Source organism: Microbacterium aerolatum, assembly GCF_007988825.1.
GTDB classification, from domain to species: domain Bacteria; phylum Actinomycetota; class Actinomycetes; order Actinomycetales; family Microbacteriaceae; genus Microbacterium; species Microbacterium aerolatum.
This window is the reverse complement of record NZ_BJUW01000002.1, coordinates 243,689-270,295: the sequence shown is the minus strand read 5'-3', so window position 1 is coordinate 270,295 and position 26,607 is coordinate 243,689. Positions and strand designations below refer to the sequence as shown.

Here is a 26,607-nt window from a genome sequence, read left to right as displayed (position 1 = left end):
GACCGGCCGGCGGGCCGGAACCGGGGGAGACGAATGAGACTGAAGCTGACCTTGCATCGACAGGGGAACGACCCCGTCGACGTCGTGATCACGACGGACTCGACCGCCACCACGGGAGACGTGGCCCGCCAGGTCGCCGAGTCGGATCCCACCCGGTCGACTCCGGTCGCCGAGGGCGATGTGCTCACGCTCGCGGTCGCCCCGCCCACCGGCGACCGCCTGGTGCCGCTGCAGCCGGACGTCCCGATCGGCGAGGCACCGATCGGCTCCGGCTTCGCGGCATCCATCGTCAACTACGGACCCGACTATGCATTCGGCGGACAGCGCGCGATCGTCGGCGTTCTGCACGCCACCGCCGGCGCGCTCGCCGGTCAGGAGTTCCCGATCTCCTCGGGGCACGTCTCGATCGGTCGGGAGGTCGGCAACGACGTCGTCCTCACCGACCCGATGGTCTCCAAGCGCCACGCGCGCCTCGAAGTGGGCGCTCAGATCGAGGTCGTCGACCTGAACTCCGCCAACGGCGTGCTCGTCGACGGCGTCGCCGTGCAGCGCGTCCGTGTCGAAGAGGGCGAGCCGTTCGTCATCGGCGGCACCACGCTCGTCCTCCGCCTGGCGCGCTCATTCGACGGCACGGGGGCCGAAGAGCCCATCATCGAGCGCGGTGGCGGACTGCTGTTCAACCGCAGCCCGCGCGTCGAGGTGCGCTATCCCGGCACGCGGTTCAGGCCGCCGCGGATGCCAACGGAGAAGATCGGGAAGCTGTTCCCGTGGCCGATCCTCATTGCGCCGATCCTGATGGGCCTGGCGCTGTACGCCCTCAACGAGAACCCCCGATCGCTCCTCATGATCGTGATGACTCCGCTGATGGCGTTCGGCAACATCATCAATCAGTCCATGCAGAGCAAGAAGAGCACGAACCACGAGTTCCTGCTGTTCGAGCGGCAGTACGAGCAGCTCGAGGAGGACTTCTTCCGCGGCAAGCCGGAGGAGGAGCGCGCCCGCAATGCCGAGGCGCCGCCCGTCGCCGAGGTGTTCGACCACGCCATGCGCCTGGGACCGATGCTGTGGACCAGGCGGCCCGAGCACTGGAATTTCCTCGCCGTGCGGTTGGGCAGCTGCCGGCTTCCGGGGCGCAACACGATCGACGACGCCGAGACGCCGGAAGGGCTGCCGGAGTTCATCGATCGCATCGACCGGCTGCAGGAGCGCTACGCGTTCGTCGACGACGTGCCGGTGTTCGACACGCTCGGCGATGCCGGGTCGATCGGCATCGCCGGCCCTCAGGGTGCCGTGGCCGACACCATGCGCGGGATCGCCGTGCAGCTGTTGGGCCTGCACGCGCCCAACGACCTCGTCGCCGTCGCGTTCGCCGACTCGGCATGGACGCCGGAGCTCGACTGGCTCAAGTGGATGCCGCACACCTCCAGCGAGAAGAGCCCGTTCCGCGACATCGCGCTCGCGGATTCGGCGCCGACCGGCGCGGCACTTCTCAGCATGCTCGAGGAGCACGTGGGCCGAGCGGCCGCGGCCTCCGGCAGGGGAGAGCCTCGCGGACCGTTCAAGGAGGACTGGAACCCGCTGCTGTACGGCACGGATGTCGCGCGCGCCGCGACCGAGCACCAGAAGACGCCGCCGGTGTCGGTGGTCGTGTTCGTCACCGGCGATGCGCCGGTCGACCGCGGTCGTCTCACCGATGTGCTGGAGCGCGGCGCGGATCACGGTGTCCACGCAGTCTTCGTCTCGCCCACCGTGGAGTCGTTGCCGGCCGTGTGCCGCAGCTACATCGACGTCACCTCCGGACTCGAGGACGCGCACGTCGGCCTTGTCCGCAACGGCGAGAACTACGAGCACGTCAAGGTCGAGGGTGTCTCCAACGCCTACATGCACATGCTCGCCAGGCGCCTCGCACCCGTGGTGGATGCCAGCACCGTGGTGCACGATTCGTCCGACATCCCCAGCTCGGTGATGTTCCTGCAGCTGGTCGATTCGGGGATCGCCGAGGACCCGCAGGTCGTGATCGAGCGATGGACGCAGAACAACACGATCGTGGATCGCTCACCGAACCCGAGACCCCGACTGAAGAAGTCCGGCACGCTGCGCGCGATCATCGGCCAGGGGCCGAGCGACGCGATGGCGCTGGACCTGCGCACCCAGGGCCCGCACGCGCTCGTCGGCGGAACCACCGGCGCCGGCAAGTCGGAGTTCCTGCAGGCGTGGGTGCTGGGCATGGCCGCAGCGCACAGCCCTGACCGGGTCACGTTCCTGTTCGTCGACTACAAGGGCGGATCCGCGTTCGCCGACTGCGTCGAGCTGCCGCACTGCGTGGGGCTCGTTACCGACCTGAGCCCGCACCTGGTGCGGCGTGCCCTGACGAGTCTGCGGGCTGAGCTGCAGCACCGGGAGCACCTGCTCAATCGCAAGAAGGCCAAGGATCTGCTCGAGCTCGAGAAGCGTCAGGACCCGGAGAGCCCGCCCGCGCTCGTCCTGGTGATCGACGAGTTCGCCGCCCTGGCGTCCGAGATGCCGGAGTTCGTCGACGGCGTGGTGGACATCGCTCAGCGCGGCCGCTCGCTCGGCATCCACCTGATCATGGCGACCCAGCGCCCAGCCGGCGTCATCAAGGACAACCTCCGCGCGAACACGAACCTGCGCATCGCACTGCGGATGGCGGACGAATCCGACTCGCGCGACGTCGTCGACGACGCGATCGCCGCGACGTTCCCCGCGTCGATCCCCGGCCGGGCGATCGCCAAGACCGGTCCAGGCCGGCTCGTGCCGTTCCAGTCCGCCTACGCGGGTGGCTGGACGACGGAGGACGAGACCGCCGTGGCGGAGGTCAGGGTGGCCGAGCTGCGTTTCGGCGCCCGTCGCGAGTGGGAGTCCGACCGTCCGGCCGACTCCGACGCGCACGAGGAGGACCTCGGCCCGAACGATCAGAAGCGCATCGTGTCGACCCTGATCCGCGCGAGCGACGTCGCCGGGCTCCCGCGTCCGCGCCGCCCGTGGCTCGACGACCTCGCAGCTCTCGTCGACCTCCAGGATCTTCCCAACGAGGGCGACACCCGCATCCCCATCGCACTCCTGGACGTGCCGGAGAAGCAACTGCAGGAAGCGGCCGTGTTCGCCCCGGACCGCGACGGATCGCTCGTGATCTACGGCACCTCCGGCTCGGGCAAGTCCACGCTGCTCAAGACCATCGCCACGTCCGCCGGCATGCGGCCGGACCGCGGCCGCGTGCAGGTGTACTGCCTCGACTTCGCCTCCGGTGCGCTGGGCGCGCTCTCCGCGCTGCCGCACGTCGGATCCGTCGTCGACGGCGCGGATGCAGAGCGCATCCAGCGCCTGCTGCGGACGCTGGACCGCGAGATGGACCGCCGCGCGGCGGCGTTCTCGGCGGCCAGCGCGGCATCCGTCCAGGAATACCGCGAACTGGCGGATCCGAACATGCCCCGCATCCTGCTGCTCATCGACAACTACGCCGAGTTCAAGAAGGACTGGGAGATGGCGCCGGGCCGCGGCCCGTTCTACCGGATCTTCATGCGGATCCTCGGCGAGGGTCGCACGCTCGGCGTGCACACCGTCATCACCGCGGACCGCGGCAACGCCGTCCCGAGCGCCGTGGCGGCGAACATCTCGCGCAAGGTCATCCTGCGCATGGGCGACCCGAGCCAGTACATGCTGCTCGGCGCGCCCCGCGACATCCTGGACGAGCAGTCCGCACCCGGCCGCGCGGTCGTCGACGGCCACGAGGCGCAGATCGCGGTGCTCGGCGGCACGATGAACGTCGTCGAGCAGACCAAGGCGCTCGGCGTGCTGGGCGAGCGGCTCCGTGCGGAGGGCGTGCGCGACCTGCCCGAGATCGGCGCGCTGCCGACCATGGTCCCGGTCTCGGACATGCCCACTCAGGTGAACGGGATGCCGGTGTTCGGCGTCGCCGACGAATCGCTCGCACCGCACGGGTTCGAGCCGATCGGATCGTTCGTGATCTCCGGTCCGCCGTCCTCCGGGCGCACCAACGCGCTGAAGGCGCTCGTGATCGCCATGGAGCGGTACAACCCGAGTCTGCGGATGTACCACTTCGGAAGTCGCCGCGCAGAGCTCAAGGACTTCCGTCCGTGGGTGCGCAGCGCGATCAAGCCAGAGGACGCGAAGGAGCTCGCCACAGAGCTCGCGGAGCTGGTCGTGAGCGACGCCCCGGACGGACGCATCATGATCGTGATCGAGGACATGCCGCACCTCGCAGACGGGCCGGCGGATCGCCCGATGCGGGCACTGCTGCAGGCGATGAACAACAGCGACCATCTGCTGATCGGCGAGGCCGAGATCAGCCGCGCAAGCGGCAGCATCGGCGTGCTCGGAGAGTGGAAGACTGGACGTCAGGGCATCGTGCTCAAGCCCGACACCTACGACGGCGAGGCGATCTTCAAGACGCCGTTCGGGCGCGTGAAGCGGGCGGACTTCCCGGTCGGCCGCGGCATCTTCGTGCAGGCCGGTCGCGCCATCACGATGCAGATGCCGCTCGTGCCCGATTCCGCGGCGAATGGGTAGTGGTGCCATGGGTACCGCTCCCCGTTTGCCGCGCGCGGATCATTGACTAACCTCGTCACATAAGGGGCCACTGAGGCCTGAAGACGATGAAACGCTGGGAGGCGGTTCTCATGGCCGGACATGACTTTGGTGCAACGTACAGCGAGATGGAGACGGCGTCGTCACGACTCCGCGACGGACGAACCACCGTCACCGACACCCTGAAGGAGCTCCAGGGCGTCATCGACGACCTCGTCCAGGACGGGTTCAAGACCGAGAACGCCTCGGAGGCCTACTCGACGGCGTACTCGGAGCTCACCACCTCCCTGGACGACGCGGCCGAGGCCGTCAACGACATGGCACAGGCACTCGACCGCATGGCCGACTCGATCCGCGACAAGGACTCGGAGCTCGCCGGCGGCGCCTGAGCCCTCGCGCTTCACAGAGGTCGTGGTGCCGGCCCAGAGCCGGCACCACGACCTCTTTCTCTGCCAGGAATGCGCACGGACGCATGAATAGAATCGGGATCATGAGCGGACAGAGCTACTGGTACAACCTCTCCACCCAGTCGGTGCAGAAGGCGGACGAGCGCCCTTCCGAGGACACCCTCGGTCCGTTCTCCTCCGCGGCCGAGGCGGAGGAGTCCCCTGCAGTCTTCCTCGAGCACGCCCGCGCGTGGCTGGAGAGCGAAGAGAGCGAGCCCTTCCGCGCGATGGCCGAGGAGAGCGGCGACGACACCGATCCGCTGTGACGGCCGCGTCATGAGAGCCGGACACCGCCGGGCGGCGCCGCTGGCCGCGCTGGCAGCACTGATGCTCGCCGGCTGCACCCCTGCCCTTCCCGAGTCCGTCGTTCCGGGCACCGAGATCACGGTCGGGTGGAACGGTGAGCTCACCTCGACCAACGCCGCGGCTGCGCCCACACCCGGCAACGTCGATGTGGCGGAGGCGATCCGCGGCGACTTCGGCGACGTGATCGAAGGGGAGTTCGTGCCCGACGAGGGGTTCGGCACCGTGACGATCGTCTCGGACGACCCGTTCACCGTGCGCTACGACCTCGCCGAACCGGTCTGGTCGGACGGCATCCCGCTCGATGCCGCGGACCTGCTGCTCGGCTGGGCGGACACGGTCGGCCTGCTCCCCGCCGAGGCCGGCGAGGATGGTGCCGCCGACGATGCCGGTGCCGAGGATGCCGCTGACCCACCGGCGCCGCCGAAGATCGACGAGTTCGCCCGCACCATCGATGCGACCTGGCCCACGCCGCGGATGGATTGGCAGACCGCGGTGAAGGCATCGGTTCCCGCGCACGTGGTCGGAGCCCGAGCCTTCGGCATCGACGACGCCATGGAGGCGAAGCAGGCGGTGATCGACGCCATCCAGGACGAGGACGCCGCAGCGCTCGCCGAGATCGCCGAGGTCTGGAACGCGGGCTTCGAACTCGAGGACGGAGCGCAGGCTCCTGCCGAACTGCTGCTCTCGAGCGGTCCGTTCCAGATCGACGACATCACAACCGACGAGGACGGGCAGGGCGTGACGCTGGTGCCCAACACGTCCTATCGCGGACTGGTCACTGCGAAGGTCGCCCGGATCGACCTGGTCCCCGGCGGAGACGACCCGCTCGCCGACATCGGGGATCGGCTGGACGTCGTGCAGCTGCGCCCGACCGCCGCCAACCGCGAACCGGTGCGCGAACTCGAACGCGTCGACTTCACCGTGAACACCTCCCACGACGGCACGGTGTGGTCGGTGCAACTGAACCCGGCCGGGGTCTTCGGCGGCGCACCCGCGCGCGCGGCGTTCCTCCGCGCGCTCCCGGCCTCCGCGCTCGTCGAGCGAGGCGGCGGTGAGTGGGCGTCTGCGTACACCGCCAGCACCTCGATGGTCTCGGCACCCGGATCGCGGGCATATGACATCGTGGCCGAGGACTCGGGGTTCACCGCAGCCCTCGGCACCCCGGCCGACGATGCGGCTGTCGACCGCGAGAGCGCGGGCGTCGCCGCCGGTTCTCGGGTGTGCGTGCTGTACGACCGGAGCAGCGAGTTCGCCGTCGGCGCGTTCGCCGCACTGCGCGACGCCGCCGCCGAGGCGGGCTGGGGTGTGACCGACTGCGGCAGCGACGACTACCAGGCTGCGCTGGAGCAGCGCAGCTGGAACGCCGTGATCGCGCGTGTGCGGATCCCGCAGTCGGCGGCGCAGATCGCCGACCAGTGGGGCACGGAGGGCACGGCATCCCTCACCCGCAATGCGGATGCCGATCGCGACGCCCTCATCGCCCAGTTGTCGCAGACCACCGACGTGTACGAGGCCCGGGAGGTCCGCGCGCAGATCGAGGCGACCATCGTGCGCGCCGCCGTCGCGCTCCCTATCGCGGCGAACCCGCAGCTCACCGTGATCGACCGCGGCGTGACCGGTGTCTCGACCCGCAACGGCGCCGATGCGTCGCTGACTTCCGGGATGACGCAGTGGGAGGTCGTGCCGTGATGAGCACCACGACCTGGGTTGTTCTCCCCATGGCGGTGCGCCGCCGCCGCCTCGTATCGTCTTTGGTGGAGGAGGTAGCGCTGTGGGAATGATGTTGCCGAACGAGCTGATCTGGGTGATGGAGAAGCTCGGATTCGACTGGCCCGACGTGGACGAGGACGAGCTGCGCCGCGGCGCCGGCATGGTGCGGGTGTTCCATGACGACCTCGAAGCCAAGCTGATGGCCATGGACCGCAAGGTCAACGGCGACCTCGCCTCAGCGATGCGCGGACAGGCAGGTCCCGCGTACGTCGCCGCCTGGAACGCGAACCGCTCCCAGAACCTGCAGAAACTGCTCGACCTGATGGGCCCTGTACCCACCGGCGTCGACATCGCCGCCGACGTCGTGTTCGGACTGAAGATCAAGGTCATCGCCGACGTGACGACCACCATGATCACCCTGGTGGCCATGCTGACCAACCCGATCACCGCGGTCGGTGCGGGCCCGATGCTGCTGATCAAGAAGAAGCTGCTCAACGCCGCTGTCGACATCGCGATCGAGCAGGTGCTCAACCAGGTGCTGCCGATGGTCATCGAGCCGCTCGCAGAAGAGCTGCCGACCGTGATCATGGCGGCACTGGACTCCCCGATCGTCGAGGCAGTCGCCGGTGACCCGGAGGAGTTCTACGCGGACCTGCAGGCGCTCGAGCAGGCCGAGGGCGAGATGGAGCAGCACGCTGCAGACGTCGAGACGCTCACCGAGCGACTGATGTCGGATCTGGCCAGCCTGAACATCGGAGGGGACTGACCCGTGGGGATCGGCGACTCCGTCATCCGCCCTCTGAAGAACGCGCTGGACGGCATGCCGATCCACGTCCGGCAGCTCGGCGAAATGATCCGCCAGCATCGTGCGCAGCAGCGACGCAATCAGGGCGGCGTCAACGACATCGACCACTTCGACGGTGGGCCCGATGCGCCCACGCGCCCGCGCACACGGCGTCCTGACGACGACGCCCTCGTCCCTCGGCCGGAGTGCCTGGACGAGAACGGCGACATCGACTGGTCCAAGGCTCCCGAGAACGGCTTCGTCCTGGATGCCGACGGCAACCCGATCATGCAGGACCACGTGCCGAACGCAGGCGACCGGTTCGATCGGTACGGGGACCCCGGCGGCCGCTACGTCTCCCCGGTTCCCGAGGACGGCCCCTTCTCGTACGACAGCCGATCGCTGCCGTACCACGAGAACCCGAACTCCTATCACGAGTACGAGTGGCGCCACTCGCCCGCCGACGTGGAGTCGGTATACAACCAGCTCGACGATGCCACCCGCACCGCGGTCGACGACACCCTTGCGAAGTACGATCTCGACCTGAGCGACCTGACGAGCGTGTCGCGGGGCGAAGCTGCGCCGATCCCCGACTGGGGAACGGCGGGCGGGGCGACCCAGGACCTGCTGCCGGTGAGCGTCGACCTGCTCGATAAGATGGGGATGATCGGGGAGGTCGGCCGTTGAATGCTGGAGATCTGATGCAGATCGTGCGCGAGGAGGGTCTCGACACTCCCGTGCTCTACGGTGCAGGCCGCCTGCACGACGATGCCGCGGTGCTCGAGCGCGACGGAGACCGTTACACGGTGTTCCTCGTCGATGAGCGGCACAACCCGATCCGCTCCACGATCCGCACGTACGACGACGAGGCCGAGGCGCTCGAGCGCGTCCTGCTCAAGCTCCGGCAGGTGGCCAAGGCCCGGCGTTCTATGGCCGCGCTGTCGGAGCCCCCGAGGAGTGACGCATGAGCAAAGGCATCGGCGACTCCGTCATCCGGCCTCTGAAAAACGCGCTGGACGACATGCCCATCCACGTCCGGCAGCTTGCCGAGATGTTCCGCAAGCACGGTCAGAAGCAGAACCGCAACACCAGCGCGGTCCAGAATCTCGACTCGGCGGATGTGACGCATCCGCTGCAGACGGCGTGGCGGTCGGACACCGACTGGACGCCGGACGGAATCGTGGGTACCGGCAAGGGCGATCGCCCGGATCCGGGCGACTACCTGGACGGCGACTACGTGCGGCAGCATCTCGACCGGTTCGAGGGCGGCGCGACGCGCTTCTATCGGGCGGACAACCTCGACAAGTACGGTCCGGGGAACGGCGGGACGACGTTCGTGTTCCCGACGTCCGAGATCGATGACATCATCCGCCAGGCCGATGGTGATCCGGAGGCGCTGAGTCCCATGCTCGGGCTCGGAGACGGGTTCTTCGGTACCAGGGACAATCCAGTGGACGTCGTCCGCGCGGACTTCAGCCCCCAGCAGATCGCCGACGGCAACCTGCGGCTGCCGTCGGGCAACGAGGGCGGGGCGAACCCGCAGTGGATCCCCGGAGGCTACCTGCCGGACGGCATCCCCGAGGCGGTGTTCGACATCTCCGATCGGAGCGTCGGCGACTTCACTCCCTTCTATGTCGAATAGCGTGCGCTACCCGGCACAGTTCGAGACGAGCAGGCTTCAAGCGCTCGGCGATCCGCCGTACTTGGAACCGGACGACGCACGGAAACGCTACGCCGAGGGGAAGAGCCTCCGTGTGGTCGCGGACGGCAACCCTCCGGAGTGGTTCCTGCTGGTGTCGCCGAACCGTCATCGCTTCACCCTGACGTTCTACGCGCCGACCGGCACCCCGATCCGCGAGGTGGCGTGGGAAGCAGATGGCGTCGGCCTCTTCTGCCGCCGGATCATCGACCTGTTCTACCCGGACGGGGATCCCGGCGGCCGCGTCCCATACGCCCAGGTCCTCTCCGTCACCCAGCAGATCTCGACCGACGGGGTGATCGAGGTGACGATGGCCTCGCCAGTCGGCGACGATGCGTTCCATGAGGCGAAGCTGAACTCGGTCGATCGCTATCGCGGAGCTGTTCCTGGTTTCGGCGGCTGGTGCGCCCTGCTGGTCGCATCCGCTCCGCCTGCACTGGAACGCTTCGGTCCCCACGCTCCCGATTCGGCGAAGGAAGCCGCTGACAACGGCGTCCGGCGCGAGGGCGACGGCGCCGCCGCCCGGCCTGCGCACTGGCGGGTGTCGTCGTCGGTGGACGACATCATGCGCGCCGTGGATGCGGTCGCCGCCGGAGCGCCCACGGCGACCGCTGTCCCCGTGCTGTCGCGTGGAGCCGCGCACGTGCTTCCACTGGCGCTGCGGCGAAACGGGGACGACGATCGTTCGGCGGACGAGCAGCGACGGAGGATGGACGTCCTCGCCGGCGAGATCCGCGATGCCTGCGAGCATCGGGCAGGGCAGGGCATCCCGGTCGGGCTCGACGGGTCTGACGACAGCCTCGGCTCGTACGCCGCCGCGTTGCGCGCAGAAGACGCGAGCGAAGCGACCTTCTGGGAGTTCGGCTCGACCAACGCAGTCGTGCTCGTCCGGCAGCGCGACCACGGCGACGGCGTCTCCGATGCCCTCAGCGTGCACGTCGTGCCGGCGGGCTGGCTATCGCCCCGCCGCGACGCCCCTGCCGTCGGCTCCGTGAACGTCGGCTGGTCATGGAAGGACATCTCCGATCAGCGTGCGGGCGCAGACACGTGATCCGGACGGCATGGCGATGAGCTTCGACATGGACCTCCAGCGGGATGCCGAGGCGGCTTTCGGAGCGGCATCCATCACGAGTGGAGCGCTGCTTCCCTTCGAGGGGCGCACGCTGATGCGAGCGGAGGACGGACCCCCACCCGCCGCGATCGACGCGCAGACGGACGGGTGGCTGTCGAAGGACAACCCCGTCCTCGTGCACGGCTCGCTGACGATCCTTCCGCTCGCCTGGGCCGGAGACGGCTCCGGCGCGACGCCCGACGAGATCGCGAAGTTCGCCTCACAGATGCAGGCGGCCGGGATGCAGTGGGCGGGCAACTGGCGCGTCCTGAATCTCGATGAGCGCCGCAGCGACAGCATCGGCTCCTACACGACGGCGCTCCGGGCCGCGGGCGCGACCGAGGTCGACTGCTGGACCTATTCCGAGACTGTCGGCATCGCACTCGTATTGTCAGAAGCCGATGCGGGTGCTGGGACGCTGGCGCTGCACATCGTGCCGTCCGGCTGGGTCTCCGACCGTCGTGCAGGTGAGCCGGTACGAGGGATCGATGCCCGCTGGTCATGGGCCGACGTCGTCGCGCTATTCGCGTCGACAGCTGAGCGCGAGGCAGAAGGCGCGACGGCTACTCTGGCAGGTGTGAGAGAAGAGGAACAGAGCTCATGACAGGCGCATTCGGCAACGTCGCGGTGAACGCGGCCCCGCGGGTCTACGGCGCGAGCGAACTCGGTGTGCTTTCGCTGACGGCACCGGGCGAGGCCCACCCGCGGGTGGAGTACATCGCCGGCGACCTGTTCGTCGGACTCGACGAGGACGGCCAGGCGATCACTCAGGGGCGTGCCGAGAGCCTCTCGCGTCCGTTCCGGGAACTGGTGACCGACGCCATAGCGTCGGCGGGCGCGCTGCCGCAGCCCAGCGGCGGCGTCATCGTCGTCGAAGACGAGGCGACGGCATCCGCTGTTCTTCTCGACCCCGCGCGCATCGATGCCGGAGCTCTCAGCGGCGATCCAGTCGTCTTCGCGCTCGCCCGCGCACGCGTGGCGATCGTCGGCTCTGACGACGAAGCCGGTGTCGCACGAGTCCTCGATCTGGCCGAGGAACTGTTCGAGTCGGAGGCACCGCTCGTCAGCGCGCATCCGCTGATCATCGTCGACGGCGCGTGGGCGCCGTTCGCATGGCGTGAGCGGCTCTCAGCTCTCGAGCTGCGCTTCGAGCGGGTGCTGCGCTTGTTCAGCGTGCGCGCGTACGAGGCTCAGTCCATCGCACTGCAGCGCCCCGACGTGCACATCGCCGACCCCAAGATCCACGTCCGTGACGACGGCGTCACCCTCACCTTCGCCGCCTGGCCGAAAGGTACAGCGACACTGCTGCCGGTGGTCGACAACGTCATGATCGCGGATCCCTCCGGCTCGATCAGTGTCGCGACGATGGGCGAGTTCCTGAGCGCAGGCGGTGACGCCATCGTGCGCACCGGACTGTCGCCGCTGCGGTACTTCGTACCGGGTGACGCACCGCGCTGATGGGCTGATCTGCCCATCGCGCTCCCTCCGCACCGCTGAGTAGCCTCTTTGCGGAGGTGGTCGCTGTGGGCATGATGCTCCCCAACGAGCTCATCTGGATCATGGACAAGATGGGTCTCGAATGGCCCGACATCGATGAGGATGAGGTGCGCAAGGCGGCCTCTCTCGTGCGCGGGTACCGCGGCGACATGGAGACGCTGGTGCAGGCCGCGGACCGCCGCATCAACGGCGAGATCGCGACCGCCATGCGAGGGCAGACGGGGACAGCGCACGTCACTGCGTGGAACCGCAACCGTTCCGAGAACGTGCAGCAGCTGCTCGACGTGCTCGACCCCGCAGCCAGCGGAATCGACATCGCCGCCGACGTCGTGCTGGCGCTGAAGATCAAGGTGATCGCCGAGGTCACCCTCACCCTGATCCAGCTCGTCCCGCTGCTCGCGGCAGGGCCGTTCGGCGCGGGCGGGGCCGCAGTGCTGATCCTGGTGCGCAAGAAACTGTTCTCGATGATGATGGAGATCACCCTCGAACAGGTCATCAACGAGGTACTCCCGCTGGTGCTCGAGCCGTTGGCCGAGCAGGTTCCTGGCCTGGTGATGGCGATGCTGGACTCTCCCGTCGTGGAGGGCGCCATCGGGGATGTGGACGAGATGTACGCCGACCTCGAGGCACTCGACCAGGCCGCCGAAGACATGGATGCCCACGCCACAGACGTCGAGGAGCTCACCGACCGGCTCCTGGCCGATCTCGCCAACCTGCAGATCTCGGGGGACTGAACGACATGCAGATGAAGAAGCTGATGAGGGATCTGGTGGATGCCGTCGACGGCGCCGGACGCGAGTTCAAACGCGGGTTCGCCGGTGAGTTCCGCAAGCGCGGCGGCAAGCACCGCGCCGATGCGGACGCCATCAGGGGGCTCGACCGGCGGAACGCCTCGCAGACGCCGCGGCATCGACGCGACAAGCCCACCTCGCACGCCAAGAAGTACGACATGCTCACCGACGTCACCCGCGGTCTCGATCAGCTCGGCCGCACCGGCCGCCATACTGCGCCGGGCTACGACCCCGCCGCCGATCTCGGCACGTCCATCGCGAAGAGTATCCGCGAGGTCCCGGGCGACATCGTCGACGAGGTGAAGGGCGTGCCGAAGAAGGTTCCGCAGCAGTTCGTCGAGGAGCTGTACGAGGATGCCATCGGCCAGGACGATCCCGACAAGTACGGTGCGACCGCACAGGGCGACATGCGCTTCCTCGCACCCGCCGGTGAATCCAGCGACCTGCAGAATCTCAGCAACGCCCAGATCGAGGAGCGGTTCGGGCTCGACGCCGGCGCGCTGGACGATTCGCAGGTGGAGGTGCGGGCGATCCCCGGATCGCGGTTCGTCAGCGTGGAGATCGATCGCCCCGGCGAGTGAGTCTGCACTTCCATCGAGGATGAGGAACGAGGAGGGCTGAGGAATGGGAAGAGGAATCGGTGATGATGTCATCCGACCGTTGAAGAACGCGCTCGACGACCTGCCCGTGCATGTCCGCCAGCTCGGCGAGATGTTCCGCCGGCACGGTCAGAACCAGCGACGCAACAACGACGGCGTGGTCGACATCGACACGTTCGACACCACGGTGACGTCGCGCGGCAGGAACTCCAAGACGACGTACTGGGATCCGGAGACCGGCAGGCCGATGTCCGAACAGGGCACCATCCTCGACGACTTCGGCAGCAGCACACGCGGCGACAACGCCACCGACGTCGGCAACCTCGGTCGCACCACGGACGACGGCGGACACCTCGGCGGACACCGGTTCTACGGTGACACCCCCGATGCGGGCATCGTGCCCCAGGCGGCGAATCTGAACCGCGGTGCGTGGAAGACCATGGAGAACGAATGGGCGGCCTGGGCGAACAAGGGATACCAGGTCGACTACAACATCGACGTGTACCCGCCCGGTGCGGTGCGCCCTGATAGCTTTGAGGTCGATTACACGGTCACGAACCCCGCAACGGGCGACGTCGTACATCGGGATTGGCCAAGCTTCTGGAACGAGTCGGGCGAGTCGTTCGACCGCGTTCAGCGGCGCAACATGCCGGGTATCTGAGCGATTCGAGGAGAGTCATGGCAAACGACGTCACAGCAGATCTGATCCACGCGCTGGTCGACAACATGCGGGGAACGGCGGACGACTGGCAGTCGCTCTCGATCGTCATCAGCTTCGACGATGACAGGATCAGCGGCACATCGGGGTACGCGTACTCACCCGACGGGGTGATCTCGGCAGTGGCCTCGCGTCCGTCCGGTGTGCAGCCCGCTGTGGAGGCCTACACGGCGAGCTACTACAAGCCGGGTGAGCCGTTGCCGGTGAAGCTCCTGGTGCAGTTCGATCGCACCACCGGCAAGTACGAGGTGACGTTCGAGGACACCGACGTCTCGCGGTGGAATGTGAGCCCGGCGAACATCGAACAGCTGCGCGAGGAGCTGCGCCCGAAGTTCGGCTGAAACGCGCAGATCCCGTGGGCTGAAGCAGCCGATCACACGGTGGACGCTTCCGCGTGGCAGGATGTTCGCGGAGGGGGTCGATACGTGACTGAGATGGATGGTGCCACGGCGCTGGACGATGACGCCGATACGAAGGGGCCGCGCGAAGCCTCACCGCTGCGCCTCGAGTTCGCCGGGGAATGGCACGAACTGCCTCCGGGCAACCCCTTCATCATCGGGCGCGAGGGCGATCTCGAGATCGACGACAACCCGTACCTGCACCGGCACTTCCTCGAACTGCAGCACCACGACGGCCTGTGGTGGCTGGCGAACGTGGGCGTGCGCCTCGCCGCAACGGTCTCCAGCGCCGGTGGCGCCGTGCAGTCCTGGCTGTCGCCGGGGGCACGGATGCCGCTCGTCTTCGAGCGCAACGTCATCGTCTTCACGGCGGGCCCCGTCACGTACGAACTGAATCTGCACACCGAGGAGGCGCCGTACGAGGTGTCGAGCCAGGTGGAGGCATCGATGAGCGGCGAGACGACGGTCATGCCGGTCAGCTTCACCGCCATGCAGAAGCAGCTGATCGTGGCGCTCGCCGAGCCCATGCTGCGCCGCGAGGGCGTGAGCATGAACGAGCTCCCTTCGTCGAGCGACGCCGCCAAGCGCCTCGGCTGGAGCATGAGCAAGTTCAACCGCAAGCTCGACAACGTCTGCGACAAGCTCGACCGCATGGGCGTCCAGGGTCTCCGAGGTGGCCCCGGCAAGCTCGCCACCAACCGCCGCGCCCGCCTGGTCGAGTACGCGGTGACGTCACAGGTCGTCACACGCGCCGACCTCCCTCTGATCGACGACGAGGCGCTGCGCAACCAGAGCGATTCCGACGACTGATCGCCGCAGCATCCGGATGGGCAGTCATGCCCATCGGCGCACCGGTGCATCTGCCCTAGCCTGTGTCTCGGGTCATGGCGACCCGGATCGCACCGGAGTGGCGGGGAGGCCGAATGGGCGACGTCGACATCTTCCGGGCCGAGCTGACCGGCGCCGCGAGCGCTCTGAACGCCGCCGTGACGGAGCTGCTCATGCAGGCCGCTGATCTGCGGGCGGAGGACGTCGGTATCGAGAATCCCGCTTCCCGTGTGGCGTTGCGGCTCGAGATGCACCGCCGCCTCACAGGGCTGCGCACGGCATCGTCGGCACGCGTCGACGGGGCATCGCAGCTCGCCGCTTCCGCACAGGCCATCGCCGACGGGTTTCATGAGCTCGAAGAAGAGTTCACCGGTCAGAGATCACCGTGACGACCGTCAGCGCGGTGCCGCAGCGGATCGAGGGCGACGTCGGCAGCATGGCCTGGTGGTCAGGTCAGTTCACGCGTGTGCAGGACAGGCTCGAAGACCTGCGTGATGCCGTCGCGCGGGCGAGCACAGTGTCAGGCGCGGGCGAGTCGGTCAGCGCAGTGCGCGACGATGCGGAACGCCTGCTCACCACGATCGACGCCGACATCGGCGAGGCGGCCCTGCTCGCCATCGTGCTGCAGGAGTACGCCGATGCGCACGAGCGGCATGCGCAGCGCGCGAACGCCCTGGTCGAGGACATCGAGATGGCCGAGGCCGACTGGATGCAGCGCAGCGAGGATGCCGCAGATGCTGCCGGGGTCGCTCTCGTCGTCGCCGGTGCCGGTGTGGGCCTGTTCACGGATCTCGCGCAGAACGCGGCGACCGAGGCGGCGCAGGCCCGCGACCTGTCCTGGCAGCACCTTTCCGCGCTGCGCTCGGAGTACGAGCGTCACTTCGAGAACTGGGACGCCGCCTACGACGAAGCCCTCGCCGCGCTCGCCGGTGCCGCCTCCGCATCCCTCACACCCGAGGCGAGAGCGGTGTTCGAACAGTTGCTGGGCGCCGACGACAGCGCGGAGGTCATCGCGCTGTGGAACGCGCATCCCGAGCTCCACGACGAGCTGTTGGATGCGCATCCCGACGTGCTCGGCAATCTCGACGGCATCCCGTGGGATGTGCGCGCGGATGTGAACAGAGACCGGCTGACGGCGATGCTCGCGACCGAGCCACCCGGGGATCGACGCGACGAGCTCGAAGCGATCCAGCGCGCACTCGAGGCGGAGGGCTCGCCGCGGCCGAGCCTGATCAGCTTCGACCCGGACGGTGCGGAGCAGACGACGGCGGCCATCGCGCACGGAGACCTCGCGACGGCATCCGAGATCAACACGCTCGTTCCCGGCATGAACGGCAACGTCAGCGACATGCATGCCTGGGGCGAATCAGCCAGGGCGCTGAACCGCTCGGTGGGCGAGGGGTGTGCGACCGTCGTCTGGTTCGGATACGACACCCCGAGCCTCGCGGAGGAGCCGGGCATGGCGCGAGCCGAGGACGCCGCCGCCGCCCTTGCCTCCTACCTGCGCGGGATCGGGACGCTCGCGCCGCACGCCGACGTCAACGTCATCGCCCACTCCTACGGCAGCACGACCGCCGCACTCGCGATCGGATCTGATCCCGACGGCGCAGGCGTCACCGCATTCATCGCGGTCGGATCGGCCGGTTTTCCGAACGACGAGGCCGTACTCGCGAACCTGTCCACTGGCGACCCGCAGATCTACGCGACGATCTCCGAGGACGACGCGGTCGCCCGTATCGGCCGCGCAACGACCTTCGAGCACTCCGTTTCGCCCGAGCAACTGCCAGGGGTCACCGTGTTCGGCAGCGACGGCGGTGTCGACGGCGACGGCGGCGAACTTCCCGCGTCGACCGGGCACGGCGCCCTCGGGCCCGGCGCATACCTCGAGCCCGGATCAGAGTCGTTCTTCAACGTGTCCGAGATCATCCGGACCGAAGAACCTGGAACGCAGCGCGATGGTGAGGGCAGTACGCAGGGATTCTGGGACGAGAGCAACTGGTGGATCAGCGATGAGTACGCTTTCATCGACTTCTGAGTGGACGGTGGACTGATGCGGGGCGTGCTCCGGCGAGTACTGATGGTGGCTCTGGCCGCCGGGACGGTGGTGACGATGACGGGATGCGGTGCGACAGTGCCGACGGGCGACGCCCTCTACAGAGACGGCGAGGAGCGGTACACCGCCTACTCGACGGCGATGCACGATGTGATCATGGCGATCCACGAGGGTGACTGGACGGTCGAGTCCTACGGCGCCTCGCCGATCGCCTGCAGCGCCGACGTCGGCGTTTCCGGCTACGCGTTCTCCTGGGTGCGGACGCTCGAGCCTGAGCAGCTCGATGTCGACGCCGTCGTCGCCGACGCCTCATCCGCCTTCGAAGCGGCGGGCATGGTGCCCGAGACATCCGTACTCGGAGACGGCGAACGGCGTGAGGTCAACGTCATCGCCACCGGCGGCTCAGTGGGCCGCGGCGTGGTGACCGTTCGGCCGGGGCGCGGGACGATCGAGGTGTCCGCTGCGCCGGGATGCTTCCCGGGAGATGCCGGAGACCTGTCGGACATGGTCTTCGACGGCCTCGTATACACCGGTGCCTCGCAGCGGTTCCCCGGCTTCGAGGGACCGACCTGGCAGCCGAGGTTCTACTTCCCCGAAGAAGGGAGCCCGGTCTATCGCAACGAGGACGGCACGCCCATCCAGCCGCAGCCTGACGACACGGAGTTCCCCGTCGCGCCGTACGGCGACTGACTGATCTGTCCTTGAGTCCGCCGAAGGGTCAGCGGTCGGCGTCGGCGAGGTGCCGCGCGTGGTGGCCGAGCACCTTCACCATGATCCCGCGGCTGCGCAGCGCCGCCACGGTGCGGGTCTCCTCGTCGCGGTCGCGCCCGAGGGCGTGCACATTCGCGACGACGAGCACGTCGCCGCGCTGCAGCGTGTCGAGCAGGCGCGACAGCCGGTCTCCCCAGGTCTCCAGGATCTCCGGGGCAGGATGCCGGAACCCCTCGATCGGCACGCCGAAACGGGTGAGCTCCGTGCGCTGCTCCGTCACCGACGGCATCCCGTCGCGCGCGACGACCAGTCCGACCAGCCGTGCACCCTCCGGACGAGCCGACCACCAGTCGTGATCGGCGTCCGCCAGGCACTTCGGGCACGACGCCGCTGCGTGCGGCAGGTGCAGCGGACTCGTCAGTGCCGCATCCGCCATCTCATTCACATCGCTCATCGCCGAACCTCCGGCATCCATTCTGCCCTGTGCAGGGGCGATCACAGCACCCCGAGCGCGCGCACCGCCTCACGCTCGCAGGCCAGCTCGGCGACCGACGCGTCGATTCTGGAGCGCGCCCAGTCGCTCAGCTCGAGACCCTCGACGATTCGCCACTCGCCGTCCACCGCTCGCACCGGGAAAGACGATACGAGACCCTCAGGGACGCCGTACTCCCCGTGCGATACGACGCCTGCGCTGGTCCAGTCATCCGTACCGCGCACCCAGTCGCGGGTGTGCTCGATCGTCGCGTTCGCGGCGGATGCCACCGACGACGAACCGCGCACCTCGATGATCTCGGCGCCGCGCTTCGCGACCCGCGGGATGAACGTCTGATCCAGCCACCCCTGCACGTCGTCGAAGCGCTCGGCCAGCGCATCGAGGACCGGGCGGCCGTCGACGGTCGCGTGCGTGACATCGGGGAACTGCGTCGCCGAATGGTTGCCCCAGATCGGCACGCGCCGGATGCCGGTGATCGGCGCCCCGAGCGCGACGGAGAGCTGCGCCCTGGCCCGGTTCTCGTCGAGGCGCGTGAGCGCGGTGAACCGCTCCGCGGGGACCCCGTCGGCGGATGCCGCGGCGATCAGCGCGTTCGTGTTGGCGGGGTTGCCGACGACGGTGACGCGCACGCCGGGGTTCGCGTTCTCGGCGATCGCGCGCCCCTGCGGCCCGAAGATCCCGGCGTTCGCCGCGAGCAGGTCGGCGCGCTCCATGCCGGGGCCTCGCGGCCGCGCGCCCACCAGCAGGGCGATGTCGCATCCGTCGAAACCGGTCGCCGCGTCATCCGTCACTTCGACGTGCTCCAGCAGGTCGAAGGCGCCGTCCTGCAGCTCGAGAGCCGCTCCCTCGGCGGCGCCGAGCCCCTGCGGGATCTCGAGCAGCCGCAGTCGCACCTTCTCGTCCGGACCCAGCATGTCGCCGGCGGCGATGCGGAACAGCAGCGCGTATCCGATCTGTCCGCCCGCACCCGTGATCGTGATCGTGGTCGCCATGTCAAGGAGCCTACGTCCGTCCGGGAGGCGGGGGGTACTCTCATCGCATGACGTTCAACCCCGAATCCGACATCTCGGGTCACCGCACCCGTCGTCCCGGCCGGACGGCTGCGATCGCCGGTGGCGGTGTGGGCATCCTCGGCATCCTCGCCCTGCTCGCGGGTCCTCTGCTCGGCATCGACCTGTCGGGTCTGATCGGCGGCGGGACGCAGGGCGGCGGATCTCCCGGCGCCGGGAGCACCGCCCTCGCGTGCGACACGGGCGAAGACGCGAACACGCAGGACGACTGCCGCATGGCCGGCGCCCAGGTGCTGTTGGACGAGTACTGGGCGCAACACGTCGAGGGGTACACGCCTCCGCAGCTGTACGTGTTCCAGGGGCAGACGTCGACGCAGTGCGGCACGGCATCCAACTCGGTCGGCCCGTTCTACTGCCCGCCCGAGCAGGGCGTCTACATCGACCCCGGCTTCTTCCAGATCATGCGCCAGCAGTTCGGCGCCTCCGCGAACGAGCTCGCCCAGCTGTACATCGTCGGTCACGAGTGGGGCCATCACATCCAGAACATCACCGGGGTCATGGCCGCACACCCGGGGCGGGAGACAGGGCCGGGAAGCGACGGGGTGCGCATCGAGCTGCAGGCCGACTGCTATGCGGGCGCGTGGCTCGCCGACGCGGCCGAGCTGACCGACGACAACGGCGTCCACTACCTGGAGGCTCCGACCGAGGCGCAGCTGGAGGACGCGCTCAACGCCGCCCTCGTCGTGGGTGACGACCACATCCAGGAAATGTCGGGCTTCTCGAACCCCGAGTCGTTCACGCACGGGTCGAGCGAGAACAGGCAGCACTGGTTCGCGAACGGCTATCAGAACGGCGTCGGCGTGTGCGACACCTTCGACGACTCCGTGGCGATCGACCTCGTGTCGTGACGCGGGTCCGGTCGCACGCTTCGCGAAGGGTACACGGTACGGTGAAGGCAGCGCCGATCACGGCGGGCTGCTGATTCACCGGGGGACGCACATGAACACGGATGCACTGTATCCGCCGATCGAACCGTACGAGAGCGGGATGCTGCTCGTCGGTGACGGACAGCGCATCGCCTGGGAGGTCAGCGGCAACCCGGAGGGCAAGCCGGTGGTGTTCCTGCACGGCGGGCCCGGCGGCGGAACAGCCCCGTGGCACCGCCGGTTCTTCGACCCCGAGAAATACCGCATCGTGCTGTTCGACCAGCGCGGCTGCGGTCGCAGCATCCCGCACGCGAGCGAGCCGGAGGCCGACCTCCGTTTCAACACCACCGCGCACCTGATCGCCGACATCGAGCTGCTGCGCAAGAACCTCGGCATCGAGAAGTGGCAGGTCTTCGGCGGATCGTGGGGCAGCGCGCTCGCCCTCGCCTATGCGCAGGCGCACCCGGATGCCGTGACCGAACTCGTGCTGCGCGGCATCTTCACGCTGCGGCGCGAAGAGCTGGAGTGGTTCTACGAGGGCGGCGCCGGTGCGCTGTTCCCCGACCTCTGGGAGGAGTTCGCTGCGCCGATCCCGCCGCTCGAGCGCAACCGGATGATCGAGGCATACCACCGGCGGCTGTTCGACTCCGACCCGGCCGTCCACGTTCCCGCTGCGCGGGCGTGGTCGAAGTGGGAGGGATCCACGATCACGCTCCGACCGGATCCCGACACGATCGAGCGGATGACCGAGGATGCCACGGCCGTCGCCTTCGCCCGGATCGAGAACCACTTCTTCGTGAACCACGGATGGTGGACCGAGGGACAGCTGATCGCCGGAGTCGACGCGATCCGGCACATCCCGGCCGTGATCGTCCAGGGCCGGTACGACATCTGCACGCCGATGATGACGGCGTGGGACCTGCACCGCGCCTGGCCAGAGGCCGAGTTCGTCGTCGTGGACGACGCGGGGCACGCGGCATCCGAACCCGGCATCCAGCAGGCGCTCCGCGACGCGACCGACGCCTTCGCCGTCTGACCCCGCATGCGAGATTGCATTCCGCGGCCGAGGCCGCGCGCAATGCGCGGCATCTCATCCGCGGAATGCAATCTCGCAGTGGTTCAGGCCCGCAGCGCCTGAACCAGCGTCTTCACCAGCCCCACGATCCCGCCGCTCGCGCGGAACCTCGTGAGGCCCTCGCTCACCGCGGCACCGGTGCGCGCGGTCACGAACCACGGCGGCTTCGGCAGGATCGTGAAGCGTCCGCCGCCGTTCACGACCGGCAGCGACCGGGGGAAGGGCCGGAACGGCCCGTGCAGCACCGATCGCTCGACGCGGTCGAGCAGCAGCGCGTTGTGCACCACGCCGATGCCGCTGCCTACGTTCTGCAGCGTGTTGCCGGGGAACGCGCCCCAGGTCAGCGTCGGGGTGATGAAACCGAACGCCGTCCACGCGTTGATCGCGATCGACCCGTAGCGCAGTTCGGTGATGGCGCGCTCGAACCCCGTGCCGAGTGCCTTCTGCGTGGCGGGGTCGATCAGGAGGTTGGCGCCGAGCGTGCCCTGCAGCTTCTCATTGGCGTGGGCTACCGCGGCATCCAGGAAGTCCTGTCCCGTGCCGGGCAGCGCGACCACGCCGAGAACCGGGGCGAAGTACTCGGTGTTCTCGACCGCCGTGGCGTCCCCTTCGGGGTCGATCTCGACGAGGAGTCGATCGCCGAGCACGAGCGCGTCGGGGTAGTCGTCGTTCGCCTGCCGCATCCGGTCCTCCGAACGCGGGTACCAGATCGGGCGCTCCGGCGCCTTGGCGTACGCGCGGCGGAGCGCGGCCCGGAAGGCGCCGGCCTGCGCCCAGTCGGACGAGAGGATCACGACCTGCCCGGCGATGCAGTTGTGCCCGCTGTTCTGCAGACGCATCGTCGCGATGTGCTCGGCATGGAAGCGGAGGTCGGCGTCCGACCATTCTCCGGGCACCACGATTATCGGCGAGACACCGCCGAGCTCCGCCGTGATCGGCTTCTTCAGCAGCGGCCGGTCCTCGCGGCGCCGGCGCTTCGCGGCAGGGGCATCCGGTCCGCTCGACGGACCCCAGGTGATCGCGTCGAAGGTCGCGGCGGATCCCGTGATGTGCACGTGTGCGAGGCGCTTGTGGCCGGTGAGGTACGCGCCGACGTCGCCGCCGCCGCGGACGATGCGGAGGAACCCGGGTTCGATGAGCGCGGCGAAGGCGTGCTCGAAGACGGGCACGAGCGCGTCCTGCGTGGGGTTGACCTTGAGCAGCGCGGTGCGGTTGTGCGCGAGCAGTTCGTAGAGCACGTCGAGCACCGGGATGGAGCTGACGTTGCCGGCGCCGAGAACGAGACCAACGCCGCCGGTCTCGTGCGGGGTGCGCTGGGCGAGCCCGGCGGTCGCGCGAGCGGTGCGGGGAGTCGTGCCGGGTTCGAGCCAGACCTCGCCGGTGAATCCGGACAGCAGGACCTTGTCGAGTCCGGTCAGCGGGAAGGCGCGCACGCGGGTGCGGCCGTCGGGTGCCCGGCCGATGCGGATTCCCTCGAGCGGGTTGCGCCCCTCACCGATCCGGGTGAGCGTCTCGGCGTACGCGTCGAGCGCGCCGAGGACGCTGTAGGGCCCGGCGAGCCATTCCTCGCCGCGCAGCGGGTGACTGCCGCCCAGTCCCTTGGAGGCGGATGCGGTGTGCGCCCACTCCTCGGCGGACGCCGCCACTGCCGTGCGCACTGCCCGGAGCAGCGTCGCGCGCTGTCCGACGCTCAGCGCCGTCCACGTGCGGGACCCGGCTTCGAGGTCGTCGATCGCGGCATCCAGGCGTGCGCGTTCCTCGTCGTCGAGGCCTGCGGCGGGGGTCACGGCGGTCGCTGACGTCATCGGCATCTCCTTCGTGTGGGGTGTTCCCAGCCTAAGCGGGCAGAGTCTGCGCGGCGTCGATGTCGCTGCGCCGCAGGCGGTACCGCGACAGCGGCAGGATGCTGAGCGCCATCAGTACCGCGGGCAGGATGCTGAAGCTGAGGACGATGCCCGTGACGGCGGCGTCCGGCTGCACGGTCTCGACGCCCGCGACGGTCGAGATGTACCCCGTGGCGGCGAGCATGAGCGAGACGGCGGTGGCGCCGAGCGCGAAGCCGACCGTCTCGCCGGCGGTCCAGATGCCGGTGAATGTGCCGGCCTGGCCGCTTCCGCCGGTGCGTGCGTCGTGCGAGATCACGTCGGGCAGCATCGCCATCGGGAGCGACTGGAGTCCCGCATAGGCGATCCCGGCGACCGCGACGGACGCGTAGATCCAGACGCCCGGCATCCACACGGCGATGACGATGCTCGCCGAGGCGATCAGGAACAGGATGCTGGCGCCGAGGAACGCCCGCTCCTTCCCGGTGCGGCGCGAGAGCGCGGTCCAGGCGGGCGTCGCGATGAGCGCCGGTGCGACGAGTGCGACGAACAGGATCTCGACCGCTGCCTCGTCGCCGAGCACCCAGCGGGCGACGTATTGAGCTCCGGCGAGCATGGTGCCGGTGGCGAGCGCCTGCAGCACGAAGGTGCCGAGCAGTGCGCGGAACGGCGCGCTGCGGCGCAGCGTCCGGAATCCGGACAGGTACTGCTCCCGCAGCCCCCGAGATTGCATTCCGCGGCCGAGATCGCCGGCATTGCGGGGCGTCTCATCCGCGGAATGCAATCTCGCAGGGCTGGGGGTCGGGCTCGCGAGGGCGGAAGCCCGCGCCGTGCGGGCGGCGATCAGCATCCCGACGCCGATCGCGAGGCCCGCGACGATGCCCATCAGCAGATAGCCGGTCACCGGGTCGCCGGTCGCGCGCCGCAGCATCGGGCCGCCGGCGCCGAACAGCAGGATCGCAGCGGTGAGCACGATGACGCGCCAGCCGAGCAGGCGCGTGCGCTCGTCATATCCGTCGGTGAGCTCCGCCGGCAGCGCCACGTACGGCACCTGGAACAGGCTGAAGGCCGTCGCGGTGCCGAGGAACGCCAGCAGCACGCAGATCGCTCCGGCTGCCGGCCCCCAAGACGGAGGCACCGCGAAGGTGAGGGCGAAGAAGACCGGCAGAGTGATGGCACCGGTGATCATGAATCCGCGCCGTGAACCGGTGCGGGCGAGTTGACGATCGGATGCCGCGCCGATCAGCGGATCGATCACGACATCCCACACCTTCGCCACCGTGACGATCAGGCCGGCGGCGAGGGCCGCCACCCCGAGATTGTCGGTGAGGAAGTAGGTGAGGACGAGTCCGGGCAGCGTGGCGTAGCCGCCGGTGCCGACGGACCCTGCGGCGTACGTGGCGATCGTGCGGAGCGACAGGCGGGAAGGAGCTCGTTCGGGTCGAGCTTCGTTGCTCATCGCGCCAGTGTATCGGCGCGGAGGCGCGTCAGATCAGCGAGAGCTCGCGCAGCTTGGTGGCGACGTCGTCGTCGGACGGCTCGACGTGGTGCGTGGCATCCGGGTAGACGACGACCGGGATGTTCGTGCGGCCGGAGATCTCCTTGGCGACGTCGGCTGCGGCCGGCTCGTCGACGAGGTTGACATAGGTGTACTCGATGCCGAGATCGTCGAACTGCTTCTTGGTGCGGATGCAGTCACGGCACCAGTCGGCGCCGAACATGGTGATGGTGTCGGGAGCGGTCGAAGTCATACATCCAGGGTATTCGTCCACAGCTGGGCAGGGGCCGTACCGGCGCACAGGCCCGGCGTGGGACGATGGATGCCGTCGTGTCAGCGAGTACGGAAGGGGACGCACGTGGGCATCGCCGTCACGGTCATCGTCCCCACCTTCAACGAGCGTGACAATGTCGCGGAGCTGGTGCAGCGCACCGCCGGCGCGCTCGAGGGGCACGAGGCCGAGATCCTGTTCGTCGACGACAGCGCGGACGACACCGCGGCCGAGATCGGACGGGTCGCGCAGGCCGCGCCGCTGCCCGTGCGCGTGATCCACCGCGAGGCGAACACCGGCGGTCTGGGCGGCGCCGTCGTCGTCGGTCTCGAGGCCGCCCGCGGGGACGTCTGCGTCGTCATGGACGGCGACCTGCAGCATCCACCCGAGCTCATCCCGACCATGCTCGATCGCTTCTCGGCCGGTGATGTCGACGTCGTCGCGGCTTCGCGCTACGTGGGTGGGGGTGACTCCGCGGGCCTGGGGACCACTCTTCGGTTCGGTGTGTCGCGGGCGTCGACGTGGCTGACGAAGGCGATGTTCCCGCGCCGGCTGGCCGGCGCGACCGACCCGATGACCGGCTTCTTCCTCGTCGACCGGACACGTCTGCACGTGCAGGTGCTCCGCCCGCAGGGGTTCAAGATCCTGCTCGAGATCCTCGCCCGCACCGACATGCGCATCGCCGAGGTGCCGATGGAGTTCTCCGAGCGGCGCAGCGGCACTTCGAAGGCCTCGCTGCGCCAGGGAGCGACCTTCATCGCCCACCTCACGCGGCTGCGGTTCGGCAAGATGTCGCTGTTCGCGCTCATCGGCCTGATCGGCGCGCTGGCCAATCTCGGCATCATGTGGGTGCTGACGACAATCGGGATGCCGTACGTGTGGGCGGCGATCATCGGCGCCGAGGCAACCATCGTCGGCAACTTCCTGCTGCAGGAGCGGTTCGTCTTCGGTGACATGCGCGGGGATGCGCGCGGTGTCTGGGCGCGATTCGCGGCATCCTTCACGTTCAACAACGTCGAGGCGGCGCTGCGCATCCCGATCATGGTGCTGATGGTCGAGACCTGGCACATCTCCAGCGTGCTCGCGACCGCGATCTCTCTCGTGGTCGCGTTCTTCGCGCGATTCCTGTTCCACTCGCTGTTCGTATACGCGCCGCGGCGAGAACGCGCTCGTGCCGAGAAGGCCGAGCCGGCGACCGACACGGCAGCCCAGCGCATCCTCCGCGCGATCGACGCCGAAGCCATGCGTCCCGGCGAGCTCTGATTCATAACCGGTTCATAGCTCGCACAGAGAA

Annotated in this window: 27 protein-coding genes; 22 read left to right on the top strand and 5 right to left on the bottom strand. The window is 68.8% G+C overall.

Annotated elements, in window-relative coordinates; genetic code table 11:
- The first annotated feature begins 33 nt into the window (after positions 1–33).
- From MAE01_RS03480 to MAE01_RS03390, 19 genes are all read left to right on the top strand, one after another.
- Complete coding sequence (locus MAE01_RS03480) at positions 34–4,548, top strand: type VII secretion EssC family protein (protein ID WP_147038148.1); 4,515 nt, start codon at positions 34–36, stop codon at positions 4,546–4,548.
- Positions 4,549–4,658: 110 nt separating this feature from the next.
- A complete protein-coding gene (locus MAE01_RS03475) occupies positions 4,659–4,955 on the top strand; it encodes a WXG100 family type VII secretion target (protein ID WP_229718240.1) in 297 nt (98 codons plus the stop codon).
- Positions 4,956–5,056: 101 nt separating this feature from the next.
- Positions 5,057–5,278 (top strand): hypothetical protein, encoded by a 222-nt coding sequence (locus MAE01_RS03470; protein ID WP_229718239.1) that lies wholly within the window; start codon positions 5,057–5,059, stop codon positions 5,276–5,278.
- 10 nt (positions 5,279–5,288) lie between these two features.
- Complete coding sequence (locus MAE01_RS03465; protein WP_147038147.1) at positions 5,289–7,007, top strand: periplasmic substrate-binding domain-containing protein; 1,719 nt, start codon at positions 5,289–5,291, stop codon at positions 7,005–7,007.
- A gap of 88 nt (positions 7,008–7,095) precedes the next feature.
- Positions 7,096–7,794, top strand: coding sequence for a WXG100-like domain-containing protein (locus MAE01_RS03460; protein WP_147038215.1), 699 nt, complete (start codon positions 7,096–7,098; stop codon positions 7,792–7,794).
- Between the two features lie 3 nt (positions 7,795–7,797).
- Positions 7,798–8,499 (top strand): glycohydrolase toxin TNT-related protein, encoded by a 702-nt coding sequence (locus MAE01_RS03455; protein ID WP_147038146.1) that lies wholly within the window; start codon positions 7,798–7,800, stop codon positions 8,497–8,499.
- A 14-nt stretch (positions 8,500–8,513) separates the two neighbouring features.
- A complete protein-coding gene (locus MAE01_RS03450; protein ID WP_147038145.1) occupies positions 8,514–8,780 on the top strand; it encodes a hypothetical protein in 267 nt (88 codons plus the stop codon).
- A complete protein-coding gene (locus tag MAE01_RS03445) occupies positions 8,777–9,454 on the top strand; it encodes a hypothetical protein (protein WP_147038144.1) in 678 nt (225 codons plus the stop codon). The genes MAE01_RS03450 and MAE01_RS03445 overlap by 4 nt, the downstream gene beginning before the upstream one ends.
- Complete coding sequence (locus MAE01_RS03440; protein ID WP_147038143.1) at positions 9,444–10,562, top strand: hypothetical protein; 1,119 nt, start codon at positions 9,444–9,446, stop codon at positions 10,560–10,562. Before MAE01_RS03445 ends, MAE01_RS03440 begins: the two co-directional genes overlap by 11 nt.
- Complete coding sequence (locus MAE01_RS03435; protein ID WP_186806100.1) at positions 10,543–11,226, top strand: hypothetical protein; 684 nt, start codon at positions 10,543–10,545, stop codon at positions 11,224–11,226. Before MAE01_RS03440 ends, MAE01_RS03435 begins: the two co-directional genes overlap by 20 nt.
- On the top strand, positions 11,223–12,080 hold the full coding sequence (locus MAE01_RS03430) for a hypothetical protein (RefSeq protein WP_147038142.1): 858 nt from the start codon (positions 11,223–11,225) through the stop codon (positions 12,078–12,080). Before MAE01_RS03435 ends, MAE01_RS03430 begins: the two co-directional genes overlap by 4 nt.
- Before the next feature lie 71 nt (positions 12,081–12,151).
- Positions 12,152–12,853 (top strand): WXG100-like domain-containing protein, encoded by a 702-nt coding sequence (locus tag MAE01_RS03425; RefSeq protein WP_147038214.1) that lies wholly within the window; start codon positions 12,152–12,154, stop codon positions 12,851–12,853.
- An 11-nt stretch (positions 12,854–12,864) separates the two neighbouring features.
- Positions 12,865–13,491, top strand: coding sequence for a hypothetical protein (locus MAE01_RS03420; RefSeq protein ID WP_233442696.1), 627 nt, complete (start codon positions 12,865–12,867; stop codon positions 13,489–13,491).
- A 43-nt stretch (positions 13,492–13,534) separates the two neighbouring features.
- A complete protein-coding gene (locus MAE01_RS03415; RefSeq protein WP_147038140.1) occupies positions 13,535–14,170 on the top strand; it encodes a DNA/RNA non-specific endonuclease in 636 nt (211 codons plus the stop codon).
- 17 nt (positions 14,171–14,187) lie between these two features.
- On the top strand, positions 14,188–14,568 hold the full coding sequence (locus tag MAE01_RS03410) for a hypothetical protein (protein WP_147038139.1): 381 nt from the start codon (positions 14,188–14,190) through the stop codon (positions 14,566–14,568).
- Positions 14,569–14,661: 93 nt separating this feature from the next.
- A complete protein-coding gene (locus MAE01_RS03405; protein WP_229718268.1) occupies positions 14,662–15,435 on the top strand; it encodes an FHA domain-containing protein in 774 nt (257 codons plus the stop codon).
- Positions 15,436–15,509: 74 nt separating this feature from the next.
- Positions 15,510–15,842: a hypothetical protein gene (locus MAE01_RS03400; RefSeq protein WP_147038138.1), complete on the top strand. Its 333-nt coding sequence runs from the start codon at positions 15,510–15,512 to the stop codon at positions 15,840–15,842.
- A complete protein-coding gene (locus tag MAE01_RS03395; RefSeq protein WP_147038137.1) occupies positions 15,839–17,488 on the top strand; it encodes an alpha/beta hydrolase in 1,650 nt (549 codons plus the stop codon). The genes MAE01_RS03400 and MAE01_RS03395 overlap by 4 nt, the downstream gene beginning before the upstream one ends.
- A gap of 15 nt (positions 17,489–17,503) precedes the next feature.
- Positions 17,504–18,196 (top strand): hypothetical protein, encoded by a 693-nt coding sequence (locus MAE01_RS03390; protein WP_147038136.1) that lies wholly within the window; start codon positions 17,504–17,506, stop codon positions 18,194–18,196.
- A 28-nt stretch (positions 18,197–18,224) separates the two neighbouring features.
- Here MAE01_RS03390 and MAE01_RS03385 read toward each other — a convergent pair whose 3' ends face one another.
- The gene (locus MAE01_RS03385; RefSeq protein ID WP_147038135.1) at positions 18,225–18,671 is read right to left on the bottom strand and encodes a recombinase family protein; all 447 of its coding nucleotides are present in this window, start codon (positions 18,669–18,671) and stop codon (positions 18,225–18,227) included.
- A 41-nt stretch (positions 18,672–18,712) separates the two neighbouring features.
- Positions 18,713–19,702: a malate dehydrogenase gene (locus tag MAE01_RS03380; protein WP_147038134.1), complete on the bottom strand. Its 990-nt coding sequence runs from the start codon at positions 19,700–19,702 to the stop codon at positions 18,713–18,715.
- Between the two features lie 47 nt (positions 19,703–19,749).
- On the opposite strand from MAE01_RS03380, the gene ypfJ reads away from it, so the two are divergent.
- Together ypfJ and pip are read left to right on the top strand one after the other, a co-directional pair.
- The gene (gene ypfJ / locus MAE01_RS03375; protein WP_147038133.1) at positions 19,750–20,628 is read left to right on the top strand and encodes a KPN_02809 family neutral zinc metallopeptidase; all 879 of its coding nucleotides are present in this window, start codon (positions 19,750–19,752) and stop codon (positions 20,626–20,628) included.
- A gap of 91 nt (positions 20,629–20,719) precedes the next feature.
- Positions 20,720–21,682: a prolyl aminopeptidase gene (pip, locus tag MAE01_RS03370; RefSeq protein ID WP_147038132.1), complete on the top strand. Its 963-nt coding sequence runs from the start codon at positions 20,720–20,722 to the stop codon at positions 21,680–21,682.
- An 83-nt stretch (positions 21,683–21,765) separates the two neighbouring features.
- Here pip and MAE01_RS03365 read toward each other — a convergent pair whose 3' ends face one another.
- Genes MAE01_RS03365 through MAE01_RS03355 form a run of 3 tightly spaced genes read right to left on the bottom strand, consistent with a single transcriptional unit; the run spans position 21,766 to position 25,295 of the window.
- On the bottom strand, positions 21,766–23,526 hold the full coding sequence (locus MAE01_RS03365; RefSeq protein ID WP_229718238.1) for an aldehyde dehydrogenase family protein: 1,761 nt from the start codon (positions 23,524–23,526) through the stop codon (positions 21,766–21,768).
- A gap of 31 nt (positions 23,527–23,557) precedes the next feature.
- Positions 23,558–25,003 (bottom strand): MFS transporter, encoded by a 1,446-nt coding sequence (locus tag MAE01_RS03360; protein WP_147038130.1) that lies wholly within the window; start codon positions 25,001–25,003, stop codon positions 23,558–23,560.
- Positions 25,004–25,031: 28 nt separating this feature from the next.
- Positions 25,032–25,295, bottom strand: coding sequence for a glutaredoxin family protein (locus MAE01_RS03355; RefSeq protein WP_147038129.1), 264 nt, complete (start codon positions 25,293–25,295; stop codon positions 25,032–25,034).
- Between the two features lie 69 nt (positions 25,296–25,364).
- On the opposite strand from MAE01_RS03355, the gene MAE01_RS03350 reads away from it, so the two are divergent.
- Complete coding sequence (locus MAE01_RS03350; RefSeq protein WP_147038128.1) at positions 25,365–26,576, top strand: glycosyltransferase; 1,212 nt, start codon at positions 25,365–25,367, stop codon at positions 26,574–26,576.
- Positions 26,577–26,607 lie beyond the last annotated feature (31 nt).

What these genes read in the sequence shown, in the direction of transcription:
- MAE01_RS03350 (WP_147038128.1), top strand. Translation starts at nt 25,365, where the DNA reads ATGCCGTCGTGTCAGCGAGTACGGAAGGGGACGCACGTGGGCATCGCC.
- MAE01_RS03405 (WP_229718268.1), top strand. Translation starts at nt 14,662, where the DNA reads ATGGATGGTGCCACGGCGCTGGACGATGACGCCGATACGAAGGGGCCG.
- MAE01_RS03480 (WP_147038148.1), top strand. Translation starts at nt 34, where the DNA reads ATGAGACTGAAGCTGACCTTGCATCGACAGGGGAACGACCCCGTCGAC.
- pip (WP_147038132.1), top strand. Translation starts at nt 20,720, where the DNA reads ATGAACACGGATGCACTGTATCCGCCGATCGAACCGTACGAGAGCGGG.
- MAE01_RS03470 (WP_229718239.1), top strand. Translation starts at nt 5,057, where the DNA reads ATGAGCGGACAGAGCTACTGGTACAACCTCTCCACCCAGTCGGTGCAG.
- MAE01_RS03460 (WP_147038215.1), top strand. Translation starts at nt 7,096, where the DNA reads ATGATGTTGCCGAACGAGCTGATCTGGGTGATGGAGAAGCTCGGATTC.
- MAE01_RS03410 (WP_147038139.1), top strand. Translation starts at nt 14,188, where the DNA reads ATGGCAAACGACGTCACAGCAGATCTGATCCACGCGCTGGTCGACAAC.
- MAE01_RS03475 (WP_229718240.1), top strand. Translation starts at nt 4,659, where the DNA reads ATGGCCGGACATGACTTTGGTGCAACGTACAGCGAGATGGAGACGGCG.
- MAE01_RS03360 (WP_147038130.1), bottom strand. Translation starts at nt 25,003, where the DNA reads ATGAGCAACGAAGCTCGACCCGAACGAGCTCCTTCCCGCCTGTCGCTC.
- MAE01_RS03440 (WP_147038143.1), top strand. Translation starts at nt 9,444, where the DNA reads ATGTCGAATAGCGTGCGCTACCCGGCACAGTTCGAGACGAGCAGGCTT.
- MAE01_RS03415 (WP_147038140.1), top strand. Translation starts at nt 13,535, where the DNA reads ATGGGAAGAGGAATCGGTGATGATGTCATCCGACCGTTGAAGAACGCG.
- MAE01_RS03465 (WP_147038147.1), top strand. Translation starts at nt 5,289, where the DNA reads ATGAGAGCCGGACACCGCCGGGCGGCGCCGCTGGCCGCGCTGGCAGCA.
- MAE01_RS03365 (WP_229718238.1), bottom strand. Translation starts at nt 23,526, where the DNA reads ATGACGTCAGCGACCGCCGTGACCCCCGCCGCAGGCCTCGACGACGAG.
- MAE01_RS03390 (WP_147038136.1), top strand. Translation starts at nt 17,504, where the DNA reads ATGCGGGGCGTGCTCCGGCGAGTACTGATGGTGGCTCTGGCCGCCGGG.
- ypfJ (WP_147038133.1), top strand. Translation starts at nt 19,750, where the DNA reads ATGACGTTCAACCCCGAATCCGACATCTCGGGTCACCGCACCCGTCGT.
- MAE01_RS03385 (WP_147038135.1), bottom strand. Translation starts at nt 18,671, where the DNA reads ATGAGCGATGTGAATGAGATGGCGGATGCGGCACTGACGAGTCCGCTG.
- MAE01_RS03445 (WP_147038144.1), top strand. Translation starts at nt 8,777, where the DNA reads ATGAGCAAAGGCATCGGCGACTCCGTCATCCGGCCTCTGAAAAACGCG.
- MAE01_RS03450 (WP_147038145.1), top strand. Translation starts at nt 8,514, where the DNA reads ATGCAGATCGTGCGCGAGGAGGGTCTCGACACTCCCGTGCTCTACGGT.
- MAE01_RS03355 (WP_147038129.1), bottom strand. Translation starts at nt 25,295, where the DNA reads ATGACTTCGACCGCTCCCGACACCATCACCATGTTCGGCGCCGACTGG.
- MAE01_RS03430 (WP_147038142.1), top strand. Translation starts at nt 11,223, where the DNA reads ATGACAGGCGCATTCGGCAACGTCGCGGTGAACGCGGCCCCGCGGGTC.
- MAE01_RS03400 (WP_147038138.1), top strand. Translation starts at nt 15,510, where the DNA reads ATGGCGACCCGGATCGCACCGGAGTGGCGGGGAGGCCGAATGGGCGAC.
- MAE01_RS03420 (WP_233442696.1), top strand. Translation starts at nt 12,865, where the DNA reads ATGAAGAAGCTGATGAGGGATCTGGTGGATGCCGTCGACGGCGCCGGA.
- MAE01_RS03380 (WP_147038134.1), bottom strand. Translation starts at nt 19,702, where the DNA reads ATGGCGACCACGATCACGATCACGGGTGCGGGCGGACAGATCGGATAC.
- MAE01_RS03425 (WP_147038214.1), top strand. Translation starts at nt 12,152, where the DNA reads ATGATGCTCCCCAACGAGCTCATCTGGATCATGGACAAGATGGGTCTC.